The sequence below is a fragment of the Nocardia sp. NPDC058705 genome (assembly GCF_042749305.1).
Lineage (GTDB): Bacteria > Actinomycetota > Actinomycetes > Mycobacteriales > Mycobacteriaceae > Nocardia.
Map to the genome: position 1 here is coordinate 43,175 of NZ_JBHYRN010000014.1, position 20,350 is coordinate 63,524.

12 protein-coding genes are annotated in these 20,350 nt (G+C 67.3%); 8 read left to right on the forward strand and 4 right to left on the reverse strand.

Going from position 1 to position 20,350, the window contains the following annotated elements; translation table 11 throughout:
* Positions 1–69: 69 nt before the first annotated feature.
* Both ACFW6D_RS17750 and gltB read right to left on the reverse strand, forming a co-directional pair.
* Positions 70–1,542, reverse strand: a complete 1,473-nt coding sequence (locus ACFW6D_RS17750) for a glutamate synthase subunit beta (protein ID WP_379329371.1) — start codon at positions 1,540–1,542, stop codon at positions 70–72.
* On the reverse strand, positions 1,535–6,202 hold the full coding sequence (gene gltB, locus ACFW6D_RS17755) for a glutamate synthase large subunit (protein ID WP_379329373.1): 4,668 nt from the start codon (positions 6,200–6,202) through the stop codon (positions 1,535–1,537). Before gltB ends, ACFW6D_RS17750 begins: the two co-directional genes overlap by 8 nt.
* A 920-nt stretch (positions 6,203–7,122) precedes the next feature.
* Between gltB and ACFW6D_RS17760 the strand changes: the two genes are divergently transcribed.
* The 6 genes from ACFW6D_RS17760 (at position 7,123) to ACFW6D_RS17785 (ending at position 15,301) form a co-directional block, all read left to right on the forward strand.
* Complete coding sequence (locus tag ACFW6D_RS17760) at positions 7,123–8,916, forward strand: DUF4407 domain-containing protein (RefSeq protein ID WP_379329375.1); 1,794 nt, start codon at positions 7,123–7,125, stop codon at positions 8,914–8,916.
* Between the two features lie 175 nt (positions 8,917–9,091).
* Positions 9,092–10,675 (forward strand): adenylate/guanylate cyclase domain-containing protein, encoded by a 1,584-nt coding sequence (locus tag ACFW6D_RS17765; RefSeq protein WP_379329377.1) that lies wholly within the window; start codon positions 9,092–9,094, stop codon positions 10,673–10,675.
* Positions 10,676–11,120: 445 nt separating this feature from the next.
* Positions 11,121–12,005 carry a hypothetical protein gene (locus tag ACFW6D_RS17770; RefSeq protein WP_379329379.1) on the forward strand — a complete coding sequence of 295 codons (885 nt, stop codon included), beginning with the start codon at positions 11,121–11,123 and terminating at the stop codon, positions 12,003–12,005.
* Positions 12,002–13,027, forward strand: coding sequence for a DUF4129 domain-containing protein (locus ACFW6D_RS17775; protein ID WP_379329381.1), 1,026 nt, complete (start codon positions 12,002–12,004; stop codon positions 13,025–13,027). The genes ACFW6D_RS17770 and ACFW6D_RS17775 overlap by 4 nt, the downstream gene beginning before the upstream one ends.
* Positions 13,024–14,010, forward strand: a complete 987-nt coding sequence (locus ACFW6D_RS17780) for an AAA family ATPase (RefSeq protein WP_379329383.1) — start codon at positions 13,024–13,026, stop codon at positions 14,008–14,010. Before ACFW6D_RS17775 ends, ACFW6D_RS17780 begins: the two co-directional genes overlap by 4 nt.
* A gap of 4 nt (positions 14,011–14,014) precedes the next feature.
* A complete protein-coding gene (locus tag ACFW6D_RS17785) occupies positions 14,015–15,301 on the forward strand; it encodes a DUF58 domain-containing protein (RefSeq protein WP_379329385.1) in 1,287 nt (428 codons plus the stop codon).
* 284 nt (positions 15,302–15,585) lie between these two features.
* Here ACFW6D_RS17785 and ACFW6D_RS17790 read toward each other — a convergent pair whose 3' ends face one another.
* Positions 15,586–16,332: an RDD family protein gene (locus ACFW6D_RS17790; RefSeq protein ID WP_379329387.1), complete on the reverse strand. Its 747-nt coding sequence runs from the start codon at positions 16,330–16,332 to the stop codon at positions 15,586–15,588.
* Positions 16,333–16,350: 18 nt separating this feature from the next.
* Here ACFW6D_RS17790 and ACFW6D_RS17795 point away from each other — a divergent pair, with 18 nt between their 5' ends.
* Positions 16,351–17,376: a stage II sporulation protein M gene (locus tag ACFW6D_RS17795; protein ID WP_379329389.1), complete on the forward strand. Its 1,026-nt coding sequence runs from the start codon at positions 16,351–16,353 to the stop codon at positions 17,374–17,376.
* 790 nt (positions 17,377–18,166) lie between these two features.
* Here ACFW6D_RS17795 and ACFW6D_RS17800 read toward each other — a convergent pair.
* On the reverse strand, positions 18,167–19,549 hold the full coding sequence (locus ACFW6D_RS17800; RefSeq protein WP_379329391.1) for a hypothetical protein: 1,383 nt from the start codon (positions 19,547–19,549) through the stop codon (positions 18,167–18,169).
* Positions 19,550–19,641: 92 nt separating this feature from the next.
* On the opposite strand from ACFW6D_RS17800, the gene ACFW6D_RS17805 reads away from it, so the two are divergent.
* Positions 19,642–20,280: a class I SAM-dependent methyltransferase gene (locus ACFW6D_RS17805; RefSeq protein WP_379329393.1), complete on the forward strand. Its 639-nt coding sequence runs from the start codon at positions 19,642–19,644 to the stop codon at positions 20,278–20,280.
* The last annotated feature ends 70 nt before the right edge of the window (positions 20,281–20,350 follow it).

Here is a 20,350-nt window from a genome sequence, read left to right on the forward strand (position 1 = left end):
CGGATATGAAGTGCCACAACGCAAGACGCCCGCGAACCGAAGTTCGCGGGCGTCTTGGTGTTTCAGCGGTCAGCGCTGGGCGACAGCCGTCGGGGGGATCGGCGCGGGGAGCGCGGTTTCGCCCTCGAGGTACTTGTCGACCGCCGAGGCGGCGGCGCGGCCTTCGGCGATGGCCCAGACGATCAGGGACTGGCCGCGGCCCATGTCACCGGCGACGTAGACGCCGGGGATGTTGGTGGCCCAGTTCTTGTCGCGCTGGACATTGCCGCGACCGTCGTAGCCGACGCCGAGATCGGTGAGCAGACCCGGCTTCTGGGGACCGACGAAGCCCATGGCCAGCAGGACCAGGTCGGCTTCGAGGGTGAAGTCGGTGCCTTCGACCTTTTCGAAGCGGCCGTTGGCCATCTTGACCTCATGGGCCTCGAGACCGGTGACCTTGCCGTCCTTGCCGACGAAACGCTCGGTGTTCACCGAGAACAGACGTTCGCCGCCCTCTTCGTGTGCCGAGGCGACCCGGTACATCAGCGGGTAGGTCGGCCACGGGGTCGAGCCGGCGCGCTCCTCGGGGGGACGCGGCATGATCTCGAACTGGTGAACCGACTCGGCGCCGTGGCGGTGCGAGGTGCCGAGGCAGTCGGCGCCGGTGTCGCCGCCGCCGATGATGATGACCTTCTTGCCCTTGGCGTGGATCGGGGGCAGGCCCTCTTCGTCGGCGATGTCGTCACCGAGCTGGACCCGGTTGGACAGCGGCAGGAACTCCATCGCCTGGTGGATGCCGTCGAGCTCGCGCCCGGGGATCGGCAGGTCGCGGGCGATGGTGGCGCCACCGGCCAGCACGATCGCGTCGAAACGCTCACGCAGCTGCTCGGCGGTGATGTCGACACCCACGTTGACGCCCGCCTTGAAGATGGTGCCTTCGGCTTCCATCTGGGCCAGACGACGGTCGATGACCGACTTCTCCATCTTGAATTCCGGGATGCCGTAGCGCATCAGGCCGCCGATGCGGTCATCACGCTCGAACACGGTCACGGTGTGACCGGCGCGGGTGAGCTGCTGGGCGGCGGCCAGACCCGCCGGACCCGAACCCACGACGGCGATCTTCTTGCCGGTCAGGCGAGTCGGGTACACCGGGGTGACCCAGCCCTCGTCGAAGGCGTTCTCGATCAGCTCGACCTCGACCTGCTTGATCGTGACCGGCTCCTGGTTGATGCCGAGCACGCACGACGCCTCACACGGAGCCGGGCACAGGCGGCCGGTGAACTCCGGGAAGTTGTTGGTGGCGTGCAGGCGGTCGATGCCCTCGCGCCACGCACCCTTGTAGACCAGGTCGTTCCATTCGGGAATCAGGTTCCCGAGCGGACAACCCTGGTGGCAGAAGGGAATTCCGCAGTCCATGCAGCGGCTGGCCTGGGTCTTCAGAGTGTCCTGGGAGAACTTCTTCTCCTCGTAGACCTCTTTCCAGTCCAGCAGTCGCAGCTCGACCGGACGACGGGCCGGGGTTTCCCTCGAGGTGTGCTTCAAAAATCCCTGTGGGTCAGCCACGAGCCGCCTCCATGATCGCGGTGTCGACATCCTTGCCGGCCTTTTCGGCCTCGGAGATGGCGAGCAGAACCTTCTTGTATTCGCGGGGCATGACCTTCACGAAGTGGTTCACCTGCTGGGACCAGTCGCTCAGGATGCGTTCGGCCACAGCCGATCCCGTTTCGTCGCGGTGGGTGGTGATGATGTCGCGCAGCCAGGTGAAGTCGTCACCGGAGAGCTGCTCGATCGCCTCGGCCTGATCCGGGTTGACGCGCTCGGGGAGCTTGCCTTCCGGGTCGTAGACGTAGGCGACACCGCCGGACATGCCTGCACCGAGGTTGCGGCCGGTGTCACCGAGGATGACCACGCGGCCACCGGTCATGTACTCGAGCGCGTGGTCGCCCACACCCTCCACGACCGCGGTGGCACCGGAGTTACGCACGCCGAAGCGTTCGCCCGCGACACCGTTGATCAGGATGCGACCGCTGGTGGCGCCGAACATGATCACGTTGCCCGCGATGATGTTGTCCTCTGCCACAAAGGCTTCCGGCGCGCTGGCCGACGGACGGACCACGATGTGGCCACCCGACAGACCCTTGCCGACGTAGTCGTTGGCGTCACCGAACACCCGCAGCGTGATGCCGGCCGGGACGAACGCGCCGAAGCTGTTGCCCGCCGAACCGGTGAAGGTGATGTCGATGGTGTCGTCGGGCAGGCCAGCGCCACCGTAGAGCTTGGTCACCTCGTGGCCGAGCATGGTGCCGACCGTGCGGTTCACGTTGGTGATCTTGGATTCGATCTTGACCGCCTGACCACGCTCGAGCGCGGGGGCGCTCTGCGCGATCAGCTCGTTGTCGAGAGCCTTGTCCAGACCATGGTCCTGGGTGGTGGTGCACCGGGTGTTCTGGTTCATGAACGCCGTTTCCGGCATGTCCAGAATCGGCGACAGGTCCAGCTTGGCGGCCTTGTAGTGCTGCTTGGCCTTGGCGGTGTCGAGCAGGTCGACCCGGCCGACGGCCTCGTCGAGCGTGCGGAAACCGAGCTCGGCGAGCAGTTCACGGACCTCTTCGGCGATGAACATCATGAAGTTCTCGACGAATTCCGGCTTGCCGGTGAAGCGCTCACGCAGAACAGGGTTCTGGGTGGCGATGCCGACGGGGCAGGTGTCGAGGTGGCACACGCGCATCATGACGCAGCCCGAGACGACGAGCGGCGCGGTCGCGAAACCGAACTCCTCGGCGCCGAGCAGGGCGGCGATCATCACGTCGCGACCGGTCTTCATCTGACCGTCGACCTGGACCACGATGCGGTCGCGCAGGCCGTTGAGCAGCAGCGTCTGCTGGGTCTCGGCGAGGCCGAGCTCCCAGGGTCCACCCGCGTGCTTGAGCGAGGTCAGCGGCGAAGCACCGGTACCGCCGTCGTGGCCCGAGATGAGCACGACGTCGGCGTGCGCCTTGGACACACCGGTGGCGACCGTACCGACGCCCGGCTCCGCGACAAGTTTCACGTGAATCCGAGCCTGCGGGTTCGCGTTCTTCAGGTCGTGGATCAGCTGGGCCAGATCCTCGATCGAGTAGATGTCGTGGTGCGGCGGCGGCGAGATGAGGCCGACGCCCGGCGTGGAGTGACGCACCTCGGCGACCCACGGGTACACCTTGTGCGCGGGCAGCTGGCCGCCCTCGCCCGGCTTGGCACCCTGGGCCATCTTGATCTGGATGTCGGTGGCGTTGGTCAGGTAGTGCGCGGTGACGCCGAAGCGACCCGACGCGACCTGCTTGATCGCCGAACGACGCCAGTCGCCGTTCTCCTCGACCTCGAAGCGAGCGGGGCTCTCGCCGCCCTCACCCGAGTTGGAGCGGGCGCCGATGCGGTTCATCGCGATCGCGAGGGTCTCGTGCGCCTCGGCCGAGATGGAGCCGTAGCTCATCGCACCGGTCGAGAAACGCTTCACGATCTCGCTGGCGGGCTCGACCTCGTCGATGGAGATCGAGGCGCGCTGGTTCGACTTGAACTTGAACAGCCCACGCAGCGCGGCGAGGCGCTCGGACTGATCGTCGACCAGCTTGGTGTACTCCTTGAAGATCGAGTACTGACCGGTGCGGGTGGCGTGCTGCAGCTTGAACACCGTGTCCGGGTTGAACAGGTGGTACTCGCCCTCACGACGCCACTGGTACTCGCCACCGACCTCGAGCTCGCGGTGCGCGCGCTCGTTGCGGTTCTCCAGGAACGCGACGCGGTGGCGGATGGCCACCTCTTCGGCGATCTCGTCGAGGCCGATGCCGCCCAGCGGGGAGCGCAGACCGGTGAAGTACTCGTCGACCAGATCCTGGGCCAGGCCGATGACCTGGTACAGCTGGGCGCCGTTGTAGGAGGCCAGCGTGGAGATGCCCATCTTCGACATCACCTTGAGCACGCCGTTGCTGGCCGCGGTGCAGTAGTTCGCGACGGCCTTGCGGAAATCGCCTCCGTGATCGCCGGTCGAGGCGAGCATCTGCAGCGAACCGCGCTCGAGCATGTCCTCGATGGTCTCGAAGGCCATGTACGGGTTGATCGCGGCGGCGCCGAAACCGATCAGCAGGGCCATGTGGTGCACCTCGCGGGCGTCACCGGCCTCCACGACCAGGCCGACCATGGTGCGGGTGCGTTCGCGCACCAGGTGGTGGTGCACCGACGAGGTGAGCAGCAGCGACGGGATCGGCGCCAGCTTCTCGTTGGACTCGCGATCGGACAGCACGATGATGCGCGCGCCACCGTCGATGGCGGCCGAGACCTGGGTGTTGATGGCCTCGAGCGCCTTGCGCAGACCCTCGCCGCCCTCGGCGACCGGGTACAGACCGCGTACGACCACCGAGCGCAGGCCCGGCTGGCTGCCGTCGTCGTTGATGTGGACGAGCTTGGCCAGCTCGTCGTTGTCGAGAATGGGCTGTTCGAGCGCGATCTGACGACAGGAGTCAGGGCCAGGGTGCAGCAGGTCGGCCTCGGGGCCGAGGTTGCGCTTGAGGCTGGTGACGACCTTCTCGCGGATGGCGTCGAGCGGCGGGTTGGTGACCTGCGCGAACAGCTGCGAGAAGTAGTCGAACAGCAGCCGCGACCGGTTCGACAGCACCGCGATCGGGGTGTCGGTACCCATCGAGCCCAGTGCCTCGCCGCCGGTCTTGGCCATCGGCGTGATCAGCAGGTTCAGGTCCTCGGTGGTGTAGCCGAAGATCTGCTGACGGATCAGCACGCGGTCGTGCGACATGTGCACGTGCGGGCGGTCGGGCAGGTCGGCGAGACGGCTGACGCCCTCGTCGAGCCACTGCTGGTAGGGCTGCGCCTGGGCGAGCTCCGACTTGACCTCTTCGTCGGTGACGATGCGGCCCTTTTCGGTGTCGACCAGGAACATCTTGCCCGGCTGCAGGCGGATCTTCTGGACCACGGTGGAGGGGTCGATGTCGAGGACGCCGACCTCGGACGCCAGCACGACCAGACCGTCTTCGGTGACCCAGATGCGACCCGGGCGCAGACCGTTGCGGTCCAGCACGGCGCCGATCTTGGTGCCATCGGAGAAGCAGACCGCCGCCGGGCCGTCCCACGGCTCCATCAGCATCGAGTGGTACTCGTAGAACGCGCGCCGCTCGGGGTCGAGGTTTTCGTTGCGCTCCCACGCCTCGGGGATCATCATCATGATGGCGTGGTGCAGCTCGCGACCGCCCAGGTGCAGCAGTTCGAGCACCTCGTCGAAACGCGCGGTGTCGGAGGCGCCGGGGGTGCAGACCGGGAAGATCTTCTGCAGCCGGTTCTTGCCCGCCTCGTCCTTGCCGAACACATCGCTGCGCAGCAGAGCTTCGCGAGCGCGCATCCAGTTCTCGTTACCGGTGACGGTGTTGATCTCACCGTTGTGGGCGACCCGACGGAACGGGTGCGCCAGCGGCCACGAGGGGAAGGTGTTGGTGGAGAAGCGCGAGTGCACGATGCCGATGGCCGACTCGACGCGCTCGTCCTGCAGGTCGAGGTAGAACGCACGCAGCTGGGGCGTGGTGAACATGCCCTTGTAGATGAAGGTCTGGCCGGACAGGCTCGGGAAGTACACCGATTCCTTGCCGACGGTGCCCTCACCGGGGCCCGACTTGCCGAGCTCGTGCTCGATCCGCTTGCGGATCACGTAGGCGCGACGCTCCAGGTCCATGCCCGAGAGCTGCTCGGCGGAGTTCTTCGGCGAACCGATGAAGATCTGCCGGAAGGTCGGCATCGCGTCGCGGGCCAGTGCGCCCAGCGACGACTCGTCGATCGGCACCGCGCGCCAGCCGAGCACGGCCAGGCCTTCTTCGGTGACGATCTTCTCGACGCCGTAGGCGGCACGCGCGGCTTCGCGACGGGCCTGCGGCAGGAAGGCGATACCGGAGGCGTAGGAGCCCTCCGGGGGCAACTCGAACGCGGCACCCTCGTCGGCGAGGATCGCACGGAAGAACTTGTCCGGGAGCTGCAGCAGGACGCCCGCGCCGTCGCCGGAGTTCGGCTCGGCACCCGCAGCACCGCGGTGCTCCAGGTTCAGCAGGGCCGTGATGGCCTTGTCGACGATGTCTCGACTGCGTCGTCCGTGCATGTCGGCAACGAACGCGACGCCGCAGGCGTCGTGCTCGAATGCCGGATCGTAGAGCCCGGTGACTCCGGGTGACCTGTGGCCAGGAAGTTGCGTCATGCCTCTGCCTTCAAGAAAGTCGGCTGTCGATGTCGGCCACCCAGCAAGCTGAGCGTGGGCCCTTCGTCGTTTCGCCTCCGTCAAGACTGCGTCCGTACGATTCGAAAACCAGCGGCGATGGTGGTCTCCGGCGTTGACGTAGTTGGGGTGCTCAGAGGTAACGGGATGCTTACTTGTCCCTTACCTCTGCGCGGGGTTTCACCCGCTACTCTTGGCCCGGTTTCACCGGACCTCGAACAGGTGGTTGTGCCGAACATGGGTGCGTTCGGCGTAAGAGCAAACGATAAGTCAGACCGCAGACCCAACCAACTAAGGTTGTGCTAAGTACCCCGTCTAGCTGGGGTTTGTAACGGCTGCTTGCATCGTCGCGCGCGTCGTCCAGTGTAAAGCAGACCGGAGCCCGGATCGATCCCGGACAACCCGCGTTCACCTGCGTGAACACCGTCGACGAGCAGAGTCCGATCAGCCTTCGGCACGGGACCGAAAGCCGAACCCACCTGCATCGCAGCAGATTTCCCGGATAGTGCCCTGGTCAAACCTCTCACCTCCGCTAACCGGGGGTGCGGACGGTGAGATATTCCCGACACGGGCCCCCACTAGCGCGCCAGTCAGCCGACCGTACGGTCTGTATTGCGTTATGTGCGTCACAGCACACCTCTGGCTAACTTCTGGCAGTGTCTTTGGACACAAAATGGGCGCCAGTGGAGATACGGCCCGGCTCGCCGCGTACGACACGCCGAGGTCGGCCCGGAAATGCCTCCGCTCGCCCGATGCCCTCGACGTTCCACTGTGAGGCTGACCACAAGCACCGCCTCGGCACTCGGTGTGTCGGCGCCGGGCCTGTCACGCTGACACAACGAATCCATGCCAGTTTCGATAGTTTCGCCATGTCAGTGGAGCGCACGACCCGGGGAGAACTCATGACCGGATTACTCACCTGGCTCGGCGGAGGCCTCGCCTCGCCCCGGCGCCGGGATCCCGAAACGGGTGCCGACCTGGCTCTGCACCACGAACAGAGCCGCTACCTGGTCACCGGTGCTGCGGTCGCGCTGTTCGCCGTGATCGCCGGTCTGGTGTGCCTGTCCGCCCTGCTCGCCGCCGCTAGCGGCGTGTTCGGCGCGGTGCTGTGCGCGCTGGTCGTCATGGTCGCCGCCGGAGCGCTCGGACGGGCGCTGGCGACCACTCGCCCCGGCGGCGACGATGACCGGTTCGGCCTGGTGGCCAGGATCGGAGTCGGCGTGCTGGCGGGCGTCTTCGTTGCCGAACTCGCCGCGACCGTGCTGCTCGGCGGAACCGTCGACCGGGAACTGGATGTGCGCGCCCAGGCGAGCGCCGAGAACGCGCCAGCGGTGGTCGCCGCGCGCACCTCGTTCGACCTGGCCACCGCCGACCGTGGCGCACTCGACCTGAGCATCGCCAAGTCGCAGGCCGACATCGACCGCGCGCTGGTGATCGCCCGGTGCGAGTACAACCCCACTCCCGAATGCCCGCAGACCAGGATCACCGGCGTACCGGGCCCCGGTCCGGAAACCCGGACCGCCAACGACATGCTCGACGACGCCCGCAAGCAACTCGCCGCCGCACAGGGCCGCGTCGAAGGCCTCGACCAGCGGGTTCGCACCGAATCGGCCGCTCTGGCCGCCGCAAGGACCACCGCGTTCGCCGACGGCGACCGTGGTCTCGGCGCCCGCTGGCTGGCGATGAACAGCTACACCACCTCGCATGCGGGCGGCGCGTTCTTGCGACTGCTGATTCTGCTCGCCGGAGTGGTCTTGTCCCTGCTTCCGCTGCTGCTGCGCTGGTGGCGCGGGGAAACTTCCCTCGACCGCCGGGTCGACGCGGCCGACGCCGCCGACCGTGCCCAGCGCGAAGCCGACGCCGCGATCGCCGTGAAACGCGCCGAGGTTCGCACCGAAACGGCCGCGCTACGCGCCGAACACGAGCTCACCGCCGCGCAACTGGCCATCGAAGCCGATACCGTGATCGATCGAGAACGTCAGCGCACCAGGATCATCGCCGCGATCGGCGGTTTCGAGCTCGGTTTCGCCGAGCCGCATCGAAAGGACGACTCCGTGTCTCTGGAGCCGAACGTGACATCCCAGCTGCCCGCCGGATACGCCCAGCACGCACTGCCGCAGGGCCAACCGCAGGCGGGCGCCCTCGTGCCTGCGCAGGCACCCGCACCGCAGCCGCCGGCCGGTGGCGGCGGGTTGGAGCTGCCGATCATCGGGACGGTGCCGTTCACCGATACCGCGGCCCGCTGGATCCGTCCGCTCGTCCCGTCGTTCGTCGCCAACGCCTTCGACTCGGCCACCCACCCCATGCGCACCGCCCGCCAGGCCTTCGAAGAGGTCGAAGAGGTGACCTTCACCCTGCGCCGCACCCGCAAGGTCACCGTCGACACCCAGGACTCCGCGGCCCAGCAGCAGCTCCCCGCCGGCTACCAACTCCAGGCCCAGCCCACCCAGGGCTTCCTCCAGCCCGGCACCTACCCCCAGCAGCCCTACGCCCACCAAATCGCCTCGAACGTGGTCGACGCCCCCGCCAGCCGCTTCCACCCCGACCCCCGCCAGTACCAGCAGGCCCCCAACTACACCGCGCTGCCGGCCGGCCAAGGCAACGGCCTACCCGAAGCCGACACCCACGGCCAGCTACCCGGCGGCCCGGCCAACGAACTCCCAGGCAGTCGACGTCAGCTCCCGCCCGCCCGCTGAGGACATCCGCGAGTGGACACTTGTACACCCGAACCCCCTGTGCACAGCCCCACTACCCCCACCCCACTGCATCTTCACAAAAACACCCACTACCAGTTGGTATAGCCACAAGACCCACTCAGTGACCTACGCAACTCCGTAGCTCGCAACGGCCCGACCGGTTTACAGTTCATAGGTGATCAACCGCGATGGACCCGCAGGCGCGGCAGGATCAGCGCCGTGGGGCTCCCCGCTGCTCGGACCGGTCGACGAGAAGTCGGCCGCCCGCCGCGTTCGAGTGCAGCTGCTACTCACCATCCCGCTGCTCATCGCCAATCTCATCGGCATCACCATGGTCGTGGTACTCGCCGGCTTCGTGCTGCCAGGTCCGACCGTGTTCACCCGCGAACTCCTGCTGGTCAACAGCGTCTTCACGCCGGTGTGCGCGGGTCTGGCCCTCGCGATCGGCACCGTGTGGGGCACGGTGGCCGGGGTGCGGTCGATGCGCTGGGCCACCGACACCGAGCACATCCCGACCCCTGCCGAACAGCAGGTCACCGTATCGGCGCCGCGCTGGATGGTCCTGCAACAAGCCATGCTCTGGACATTGACGTTGACGGCGCTCACCGTCGTCTACGGCGCGCTCGAACCCGCGTTGATCCCCAAGGTCGTTCTCGCGATCGGCGCCGCGGCGATCGTCGTGTGCGCCAACAGCTACCTGATCATCGAATTCGCGCTGCGTCCGGTGACCGCGCGCGTGCTGGCCGCCGACCCGCACCGCCGCCGCGGCATCGGCGTGTTCGGCCGGACGATGCTGTCGTGGTTCGTCGGCGTCGGGGTGCCGGTGGCGCTGTCGATGACGGTGGCGGTGTGGGCGCTGGCCGATCCCGCGGTGAGCAAAGCCAGGCTCGCGGTGTGCATGCTCAGCCTCGGCGGCTCGGCACTGCTGTTCGGCCTGATCCTGATGGCCCAGGTGGTGGCGGCGACGGTGGCCCCGATCAAGGGTGTGCGCCAGGCGCTGCGCCGCGTGGAGAACGGTGACCTCGACGCCGAGATCGCCCTCTACGACGGCACCGAACTCGGCGAGCTCCAGAGTGGTTTCAACACGATGGTGCACGGTCTGCGCGAGCGGGCCATGATCGAGGACCTGTTCGGCAAGCACGTCGGCCACGATGTGGCGATGGCGGCGATCGCCTCGCAGCCGGTCCTGGGCGGCACCGAAACCGAGGCCGCGGCCCTGTTCATCGACATCATCGGCTCGACCACGATGGCGGCCACCCTGCCCGCGCCCGAGATCGTCGGGATCCTCAACCGGTTCTTCGACATCGTCGTCGACGAGGTGGAGCGGCACGGTGGGCTGCTCAACAAGTTCGAGGGTGATGCGGCGCTCGCGGTGTTCGGTACGCCCGCGCCGCTCGACGACCTGGCCGGTTCGGCGCTGTCGTGTGGTCGGGCGATTCAGCGTCGGCTGCGTGATGCGTCGGATCTCGATGCGGGGATCGGGGTGGCGGCGGGGCGGGTCGTGGCGGGGAATGTGGGGACGCACAATCGGTATGAGTTCACGGTGATCGGGGATGCGGTGAACGAAGCTGCTCGGTTGTGTGAGCTGTCGAAGCAGTATGAGGAACGGTTGTTGAGCTCGGCTACTACGCTCGCGGCGGCGGCTGATTCGGAGTCGGAGCAGTGGGTGCTCGGGGAATCGGTCACGTTGCGGGGGCGATTGAAGCCGACGCAGGTTGCTTTGCCTCGGTTGGATGCGTTGGTGGGGGACAACAGGTAAACCTGGACCGGGGCGGTTCGGCTTGCGGTTTACCGGGCCCGGGTGGGTGTACCTTTGCTGTGTTTTTGGAGCGCTGGCGCGCTCGAGCGGGGCCCTCCGGTGCCCCGATCTTCCCTCCCTCCGGGTACTCCTTCGTCGCACCCTCCGGTCAGTCCAGATCGGGGCGGGCCCCTTTGGTAGAGACTGCCTGGTGACTACCCGACCCAGGGATGTACGCATCTCGGTCGCTGCGCATCCATGCTGACCCGACCCGGGATGTGGACAACGTTGGTCGCTGCGCATCCACCCGACCCAGGATGTAGACACCGGTCGCTACGCATCCTGCCGACCCGACCCAGGGTGTCAGCATCGGTCGCAGCGCATCCCGCCGGCCTGACCCGGGCTGTGGAGGCGGTGGGGGCGCATCGGCCGGGCGGTTCGGCCTCGATTGACTACACTCGGGGCCGTGCGACCTGCCCTTGACACGGTTGGCGCTGTTGGGGCGGGAGTTGATCCGGCACCGGTGCCTGCGCCGGGGCCGGTCGTGCCGCCTACGGTGCCGATCCGTCCCTTGCGTTTTCGCGAATTGCTCGATGAGCCGTTCGCGCTGATCCAGGCGCATATTCGGGCCTTCGCGGTGCTCGGCGGTGGGGCGCTGGTGATCGCTGTGCTGGTGGTGCTCGGGCTGACCGGGCTGGTTTCGCACCTCACCGATGGGTCCGATGCGGGGACGGCGTGGGGTGCGGTGCTGGCGACTGCGGTGTGCATGTGGGTGGTGCGGCTGGTCTTGCGGGGTTCGACTGTTGCTATCGCGCTCGCTGATTTCCATGGGGTGCGTTTCGGCGTGCTGGACGGATTGCGGGCTGCGGCGAGGCAGGCGACGGCGCTGGTGCTGGCGCAGATCATGTTCACGCTCACCGGGATCGGGGTTTTGCTGCTCGGCAGCATTTTGGTGATCACCTATCCGCTGGCGCTGATCTGGCTTTCGAACGTGCGGGCGCGGCGGTTCGTGACCGAGCCGGTGATCATCGCGGAGCATGCGGGTTTCCGTGTGGGCGTTGCCCGTTCGAAGATGCTCATGGACGGCGCTGTTTGGTCGACCGCGGGTCTGTGGCTGACTCAGCGATTGATCTTCGCGGTGCTCGCGGTGCCCGCGTTCGGTATTCCGTTCTTCCTCTCCGATTTCTCCGGCACCCACCGGTGGGCGATCATCACGCTGCTCGTCGGCGGATTTCTGCTGGTGGTGACAGTGAGCGAGATCGTTGAGGCGACCAGCCGCGCGCTCAGCTACATCAGTCGGCGCTGTGTCCGAGAGGGTATGGACATCCGAATCCCGAGTGAGCGCCGGTGACCGAATTCCCGGATGGTGTGCCACCGCAGCCGCGCCTGGGTGCCGCCGCCGAACACCGTGCCGCAGCCGAAAACGCCGCAGGCCGACGCGATTACGACCGTGCGCTCCGCGAACGCTTCCGTGCGGTACTGCGCGGACTCGAACAGGACGGCAGCCTGCCGGTGCGCCGCTCGCGCACGGCGCAGGAGACCGCCGACGACGCGTCCACCGCACTTCCGATGGAACACTCCACCGAATTACACCCGGCGGCACAGAGTTTCGACGAGGTCGTCTACGGCGGACGCTCCGCCACCGAGGACGAGTACCGCCGCCTCGAATACGCCGACCGGTACTCCCAGTCCGCACCACCGCCGGTACTCGACCCGGTCGAACTCGAGGTCGTCGAACGAGAACCCAAGTCGCGCAGGCAACTTCCGCCGATGCCCGCGTTCTTGCGCAACCCCCGCTTCTGGGCAGCGCTGGCTGCCTGCCTCGCCATCGCCCTGCTGCTCTACGCCACCATGCAGTCCTGTGGCGCCCCCACCGCGCCGCAGACACCGGACCTGCCGCCCGCGCCGGATCCGCCCGAGGGGCCGGACACGGACAGCGACCTCGATTTCGGCAGCGGCAAGGACTCGATCTTCACCCGCCTGCCGGGCTGGCTGGCGTTCGGCGGCCTGCAGTTCCTGCTCGCTTTCCTCGCGCTGATCTGGTGGCGGGCGCGCAGGCGCGGCGCGCTGGTCGGCGAGCCGCGCCCGGTGGAGGTCCCCGCGAACGAACTGCTCGCCGGGCAGGCGGGGCTGTATCGCCGGTCCGGCGACGTGGCCCACGTGGCGCACATCCTGCGCGCCGCGACTTTGCGCCGAGTCAAGCGACGACTGGGCGGTGAGCACACCAACGATCAGCTCGTCGACACCGTGGCGAGCCGCCTCGGCGTACCCGCTCAGCAGATCGGCACTGTTTTGTTCGGCGATGTGCCGGACGAGACGACCCTCAATTACATTGCCGCACACCTCGAATGGATCGAGACGGAGCTCGGATGACTGACAACGCTGTTCTCAACAAAACCCCGAGCGCACAGGAAGCTGCGGCGGCGCTGGCCGCGCTGCGCACCGAGATCGGCAAGGCGGTGGTCGGCAACGATCAGGCCGTGCTGTACCTGGTGCTGGCACTGCTGTGCCGTGGCCACGTGCTGCTGGAAGGTGTTCCTGGCGTGGCGAAGACGCTGCTGGTGCGCGCGCTGGCCACCTCGCTGGCACTCGACCACGCGCGCGTGCAGTTCACCCCGGACCTGATGCCGGGCGATGTCACCGGATCGCAGATCTACGACCCGCATTCGGCCGAATTCACCTTCCGCAAGGGCCCGGTGTTCACCAACCTGCTGCTGGCCGACGAAATCAACCGCACCCCACCGAAAACCCAGTCCTCGCTGCTGGAATCGATGGAGGAGCGCCAGGTTTCGGTGGACGGCCAGCCGCGGATGCTGCCCGATCCGTTCGTGGTGGTCGCCACCCAGAACCCGATCGAGCAGGAGGGCACCTATCCCCTGCCCGAGGCGCAGCTGGACCGGTTCCTGTTCAAGGTCGACATCCGGCTGCCCGAACGCGACGACGAGTTCCGCATCCTGCAGCGCCACGCGAGCGGCTTCGATCCGCGCGATCTCGGCGCCGCCGGGCTGCGGCCGGTCGCCGGGCCCGAACACATCGCGGCGGCCCGCGCGGCCGTCGGCGAGGTGGCGGTGAGCCCGGAGGTGCTGGCCTACATCGTCGACCTGTGCCGCGCCACCCGCTCCTCCCCCGCCGTCGCCCACGGCGCGTCCACCCGTGGCGCGACCGCGCTGCTGGCCGCCGCCCGCGCCTTCGCCTGGCTCAACAACCGCGCGTATGTGACCCCCGATGACGTGAAAACCGTTGCGATGGCGGTACTTCGGCATCGTCTGCAGTTGCGTCCTGAGGCCGAGCTCGACGGGGTGAGCACCGAGGGTGTGCTGTCGTCGTTGCTGGTCTCGGTGCCGGTTCCGGTCTAGCGACGTGGTGGTCACAGGTCGGTTCGCGCTGCTCGCCACGGTCGCGGCGGCGGTGGTGATGTTCGTGGTGCCGACGTGGGTCGGGGTGCTCGGCGCGTCCGCGCTGCTGGTGGCGTTGCTGCTCGTGGATGTCGCGCTCACGGCGCGGGCGGATTCGCTGTCGCTGACCCGCGATCCGTTGACGGTGGTGCGGCTCGGTCGCAGCACCGAGGTGGAACTGGTGGTCACCAATGCCGGTACAGCCACCGTGCGCGGACTGCTGTGGGACGCCTGGCCCGACAGCGCACGCGCCGACATTCGCAACCAGCACCTGGATCTGGCACCGCACACGCGAATCCGACTGCGCACCAAGCTGACTCCCACCTATCGTGGCGACCGTGTCGCGGGCCCGGTGACGGTGCGGCTGCTCGGTCCACTCGGTCTGGCCGGACGGCAGAGCCGGATCGACGTGCCCGCCAGGGTGCGCGCGCTGCCCGCGTTTCGCAGTGAGCGACTGCTGCGTTCGAAGGTGAAGCGGCTACACCACCTCGAGGGCCGCAATGTCGCCAATACGCGCGGGCAGGGCACCGAGTTCGATTCGTTCCGCGAGTACGTGGCCGGGGACGACGTGCGCAGTATCGACTGGCGGGCCACCGCGCGCGCCGCCGACGTGCTGGTGCGGACCTGGCGGCCCGAACGCAACCGGCACATGCTGATGGTCCTTGACACCGGGCGCGCGAGTGCGGGGCGCGTCGGCGAGGGCACCCGCCTCGACAGTTCGATCGAAGCGGCCCTGCTGCTCGGTGGGCTGGCCGCGGCCGCGGGCGACACGGTCGACCTGGTGGCTTATGACCGGCGAGTGCGCGCGGAAGTGAGTGGGGTGGGCGGCAATCAGCTGCCGTTGAAACTTATGCACACCCTCGCGGGCGTTACTCCACAGCTGGTCGACACCGACACCTCCGGGCTGGTCCGCACGGTGATCTCGCGGGTTCGCCGGCGGGCGTTGATCGTGTGGTTCACCAGTCTCGACGGGCCGACCGTCACCGAACACCTGCTGCCCGCGCTCCCGACGCTCACGCAGCGTCACCGGGTGCTGATCGTCTCCGTCATCGATCCCGATATCGCCGCGGCGGCGGGCGATCGTTCGCAGGTCTACACCGCGGCCGCCGCCGAAACCGTGCTGGCCGAACGCGCTCTCGTGCAGGAATCGCTGCGGCGGCGCGGAGTTTCCGTGGTGGTCGCGGCCCCCGATCAGCTGCCAGAGGCACTGGCCGACGAGTACCTCGAACTGAAGCAGTCCGGTTCACTCTGAATCAGTGGACATCGGCGAATTGTGCACAACCGCACCTAGTTGTGGATAACTGCAGTTTCCACCGCTACTCACAGCTCATCCACCGACTCACCAACAGATTCATCCACAGGCTCTGCCTATTTGCGGCCGGGGCCGCGGTTCTCGGCGCTTAACTCTGCCTCTTCCCTCCCTCCGGGTACTCCTTCGTCGCACCCTCCACTCAGTCCAGAGGCAGAGGCGCGCCGAGAACAGGGCCTTCGAGATACCGCAGTTCATCCACAGGAGTTTCATCCACAGGCTGTGGACTACGCCAGCGAAAGCTGCTGTCGCCGAGCGAGAATCGCGCCGAGCACGTGGTACGGCGGGTAGCCGGTCGGCACCGGGCAGCGCAGTGCCGCACACATCTCCTCGACGAGCTGGACGCCCAAATAGTGCTGTGTGGGCGGCGTCAGCGTCGGGAGCCTGGTCAGATACCGGCGGCCCGCGGCGGCGAGTTCGTCGGAGATCCCGCTCGGATCCAGCTGCGCCGACCAGGCCGCCAACCACGGCGGCGCGACGGCCAGCGAGGGCATCGGCATGGCCTGTCGGGTGTGGACAACTACCGTTCCAGCCAGCACATCACCCACCCGCTTGCCCTCGCGCGAACACAGCGACGTGACAACCGCGACCGCGCCGAACGCACCGAGCATCCAGAAATCCACAATCGCGCCCGCAAGGCCGCGGGTGAGCGCGTGCCGGAAATCGATCGGCCCGGCATCGGCCCGCACCACCCGCAAGCCGAAGGCCAGCTTGCCCAGTGACCGCCCGCGCGAGACGGTTTCGCTCACCACGGGGTAGGCGATCAGCACCGTCACCAGCGTGAGGACCATCGTCACCGACAGCCAGGCCGTGTCGGCGTCGGTGAAGATCAGCACGAGTGTGAAGGCATAGGCCAGCGTCGCGGCGAGGGCCAGTTGGAGCATGAGGTCGAGTAGAAAAGCGCCCGCACGGCTGGGGATGCGCGCGATGGGGAGCTCGAGCGCCACCGCTTCGCCGGTAGTGAATTCAGCCATGTGGCTAGCATTCCCGATATGGACACCGATGCCTACAGCTGGGCGAGTCAACGGTCTTGGTATCGGCTCGATCAGTTGGTTCGCCAGCGCAAGTTGTCCGGTGCCGACGCCGACGAGTTGGTCCGGCTCTACCGGTCCACCTCGCAGCAGTTGGCGAGATTGCAGGGGCACCACCCGGATCCGGAGCTCGTCGACCGGCTCAGCGCGCTGGTGGCCAGGGCGCGCGGACGGGTGCTGGCGGCGCGCTCACAACCGTGGCGCGAGGTGGGCCGGTTCTTCACCCATCACTTTCCCGCGGCTGTGTACAGAGCGTGGCCGTGGTGGTTGGGGACAACTGCGATTTTCCTGGCCGTCGCGGGCGTGATCGCGGTGCTTGTGGATAGTTCGGGGGCGGCACGCGATGCCTTGGGGGTACCGAGGGGTGATCTGTCGATCATCACTGGACCTGGGGGAAAGTTCGAAACGTACTACTCGGAGCACCCCAACGAGGCCTTCGCCGCGAAGGTCTGGACCCACAACTCACTGGTCTCGGCGATCGCGTTGTTCACCGGTGTACTGATCCTCCCGGCTGTGTACGCATTGTTCATGAACGCCCTGAATCTGGGGATAACCGGTGGATTGATGGCCGATGCGGGGCGCCTGGATTCGTTCTTCGGCTTCATCCTGCCGCACGGCACCCTCGAGCTCACCGCGCTGTTCGTCGCGGGCGGGGTGGGGTTGAAGCTCGGTTGGACGCTGGTGGACCCGGGACGGGACAGCAGGGCGGTCGCGATGGCCAGGCAGGGGCGTGCGACGGCGACGGTGGCGCTCGGGCTGGTGGGGGTGCTGCTGGTGTGTGGACTGCTGGAGGGGTTCGTGACGCCGAGCCCGTTGCCCGTGCCGGTGCGGATCGGGCTCGGGTTCGCGGCCGAGGCGCTGTTCCTGTTCTACGTGTTCGTGATCGGCAGGCGGGTGGCCGAGGAACAGGACGCGGAATCCGTAGTGCCGGTCGCGCTGCCGGATCCGGCGCAGCAGTGGTTGGCGGCACCGGCGCAGACGCGCTGACCTCGCATCTGTGCGTGCATCTGTGAGGCCGACAACTCCGAGCACACCCGGCGGGGACAGCACCGGACAACGGGCAGCTACGGAAGGTTACAAGACGGTGAAGAACTCCCCCATTTGAGTTCCGCTGGCCGCAGCGAGTCGGGCTCGAACTGCGGCCAGCGTTACCGTCAACTGTACACAATCGTTATGCCCACGCAACCCCCAACGCGCAGGTCCGGGGTAGGAATCGCGAACCTGCGAAGCCCGGTGGACGCACCGATTTTCAGACCTGCAGCAAACTTCCGGCACCGCCTCGATCGAGCAGTCGGCGGCACCGAGAATTCACCCCCGGCAAACCTTCGAAAACGAGTCACCCGCCTTCGACAGCTACCTCGAGCGAATGTTCGGCGGGGTTGCCCCGGATCACACCGGGGTCACCCCATAGCCGTTCACCTGCGGTAACAGCAACGGAGTTACAGTTGCCGATCACATGGAACATTAAAAGAGACCTAGAGTTTGTTTACTACCCTGCAAACAAGATCGATACTCAGCAATCGGGGTGAAACACCGCATTCGAGGCCTCTAACTGAGCGGATGACCGGTTGCGAAAGGTCCGCCGAACAGCTCGAAATCGGCAGGAGAACACCCGGAATACGCGGTGACACACCAAGTGTGACCTTCGCCTCACCTGCGGGTATCAGGGACTATTTCGCCGAGGTCGGGGCATACGCGGTGGCAATCAGGCGTCGGCGAGAGTGTGTCGGCGATCGAGGGAACACAGCGCCACATGTTGCGCGCACGTGCGACTTCCTCAGCCGACGCGGATGATCCCCGTGATGGTTCCCTGCCACAGCGCACCGCCGTGGGTGATGAGCGCGGCCATCTGTAGCGGATCCTCGGCGACAGTCCCCGGCAGCGGTGTGGAGGTGCGTACGACGCCGGTTTGCGGATCGAGAACGACATACTCGAATCCGTCGAGGGGGGTTGTCAGATCGGGTCCGATCCGGCGCAGCGTGTGGATACCGCCATCGGCGAGGGACAGCCGCGGAACGGCCGCGCTGCGGATCGGGCTGTCCCACACCGGGACACATCCGCCCTCGGTGATGTCGACCCGGCTCAGTCCGCCCCGAAACGGCGCGCTCGCGGGAACAGCGGCCCCCGCGCCCTCCGGAACAGCGGGGTACGGATAGCCGTAGGTGCCGGCGACGAAGATCGACGAACCGATCGCGATCGGTGAATTCTCGCTGCCGCCGATCGGTATCGGCACCGAGCAGACCTGCTCGCCCGAACCGGAACGCGCCACGATCAGGCGCACCTGATCGTCGGCATTGTCGACGATGGCGAGGTATTCGTCGCCGCGCACCGGGCCGAAGTAGGTCGGCGTGGAGCCGGTGCCCCAGCTGAGCTGTCCGGGTTTGCGCGCGGACCCACGGTCGTAGGCGGCACGCCAAAGAATCTCTGGTTGACCGGCTTTCGCACGCAACTCGTACAGCGCGTGTGTACTGGCCACGGCCACACCGCCATTGGGCGCCGACGAGATGCTGTTGGCCACCGACTCCCCCGACGGCAACGCCACTGTCTCCAGGCCCCCATCCCGTCCGACGAACCCGACAACACCCTTGCCCGTCGCGAACCACACGTTGCCCGACTGATCGGGAACCAGCCCGGTCACGTTGTCGCCCAACGCAATCACGTCACTCAGATCAGCCTGCACAGCGGCCGACAACCGCCACGCACCGTCCGCACCCCGCACATGTGCGACCCGCAACAGCTGCCGCCCACCATCGACGACCACCAGCCGATCCTCGTTGTCGAGATAGGCGTACACCCCGCCGAGCAGGCTCCCCTTGGCCAACGGCAACGAAGCCAGCGCCCCTCCCGCGTCGAGCAGAAACACCGTCGGCGTCTGCCCCGCGATGGCGGTGCACAACGCGACCACCAAACCGTCCGAGCCCTCGAGCAGCGTCGGGCACGCCGCCCCGAGCGGATACACCGTGACGCCTGCCCCCGCGACAGGCCCGGCCAGGGGCGTCACATCCGAGGACCCCGCGTCCCCGTGCATCGTCGCCGTGCCGAGTGGGCCGAGGAAAGGATTGGTCGCCAGCGGACCGGTCACCGGCTCCGCCGACGCGGGCCCCGACCAGACGCACGCCGATACGAGGGCCAGGACGAGAGCACGGATTACAGACGACACGGTCGGTATCGAACCCGAATTCCGGGTCGGAGAAAAGTATTCCGATCACGCCGCGGCATCGACGGTGCGGAGATCGCGCCTACGATAACGACATGACCGGGGTCAGAGATCGCCTGCTCACGACAATCGCCGGCCAGCTCGGCAACCCGCACGGTGTGCTCGGCAAGGGCGTGGCGTTCGTGCTCAATCGCGGCAACAAACGTGCCATCGCGGCGGCCGTCGATGCCGCGGCCCCCACCACCGGCGCGACGGTCGCCGACATCGGCTTCGGCGGCGGGGTCGGGCTGGAGTTGCTGCTCGCCCGCATCGGCGCCGAGGGCGTGGTCCACGGCATCGAGCCGTCCCCCGACATGCTCGCCCGCGCCCGCGGCCGTTTCGCCATGGAAGTCGCCGAGGGCCGCCTCGCCCTCGCCGACGGCACCCTCACCGCTCTCCCCCTCCCCGATGCGAGCCTGGACGCCGCGATCACCGTCAACACCATCTACTTCCTCGACGACCTGCCCGCCGCCTGCGTGGAACTCGCGCGCGTGTTGCGGCCGGGTGGCACGGTCGTGATCGGTATCGGCGATCCGGAAGCGATGGCCAAAATGCCGTTCACCCCTTATGGATTCACGCTGCGTCCCGTCGCGGAGGTCATCGCGGCGCTCACCGCCGCCGATCTGACCGTCGAACAGCGCACCCTGGCGAATCCGCCCATTCCGCACCATCTTCTGATCGCCCGCAAGGCCTGATATCGCACGCACAACCATCGGCGGAACAAGTCGGCCGGACTCTTGACCGACCGGTCGGTCATAGCTATCG

What these genes read in the sequence shown, in the direction of transcription:
- gltB (WP_379329373.1), bottom strand. Translation starts at nt 6,202, where the DNA reads ATGACGCAACTTCCTGGCCACAGGTCACCCGGAGTCACCGGGCTCTAC.
- ACFW6D_RS17760 (WP_379329375.1), top strand. Translation starts at nt 7,123, where the DNA reads ATGACCGGATTACTCACCTGGCTCGGCGGAGGCCTCGCCTCGCCCCGG.
- ACFW6D_RS17780 (WP_379329383.1), top strand. Translation starts at nt 13,024, where the DNA reads ATGACTGACAACGCTGTTCTCAACAAAACCCCGAGCGCACAGGAAGCT.
- ACFW6D_RS17790 (WP_379329387.1), bottom strand. Translation starts at nt 16,332, where the DNA reads ATGGCTGAATTCACTACCGGCGAAGCGGTGGCGCTCGAGCTCCCCATC.
- ACFW6D_RS17795 (WP_379329389.1), top strand. Translation starts at nt 16,351, where the DNA reads ATGGACACCGATGCCTACAGCTGGGCGAGTCAACGGTCTTGGTATCGG.
- ACFW6D_RS17805 (WP_379329393.1), top strand. Translation starts at nt 19,642, where the DNA reads ATGACCGGGGTCAGAGATCGCCTGCTCACGACAATCGCCGGCCAGCTC.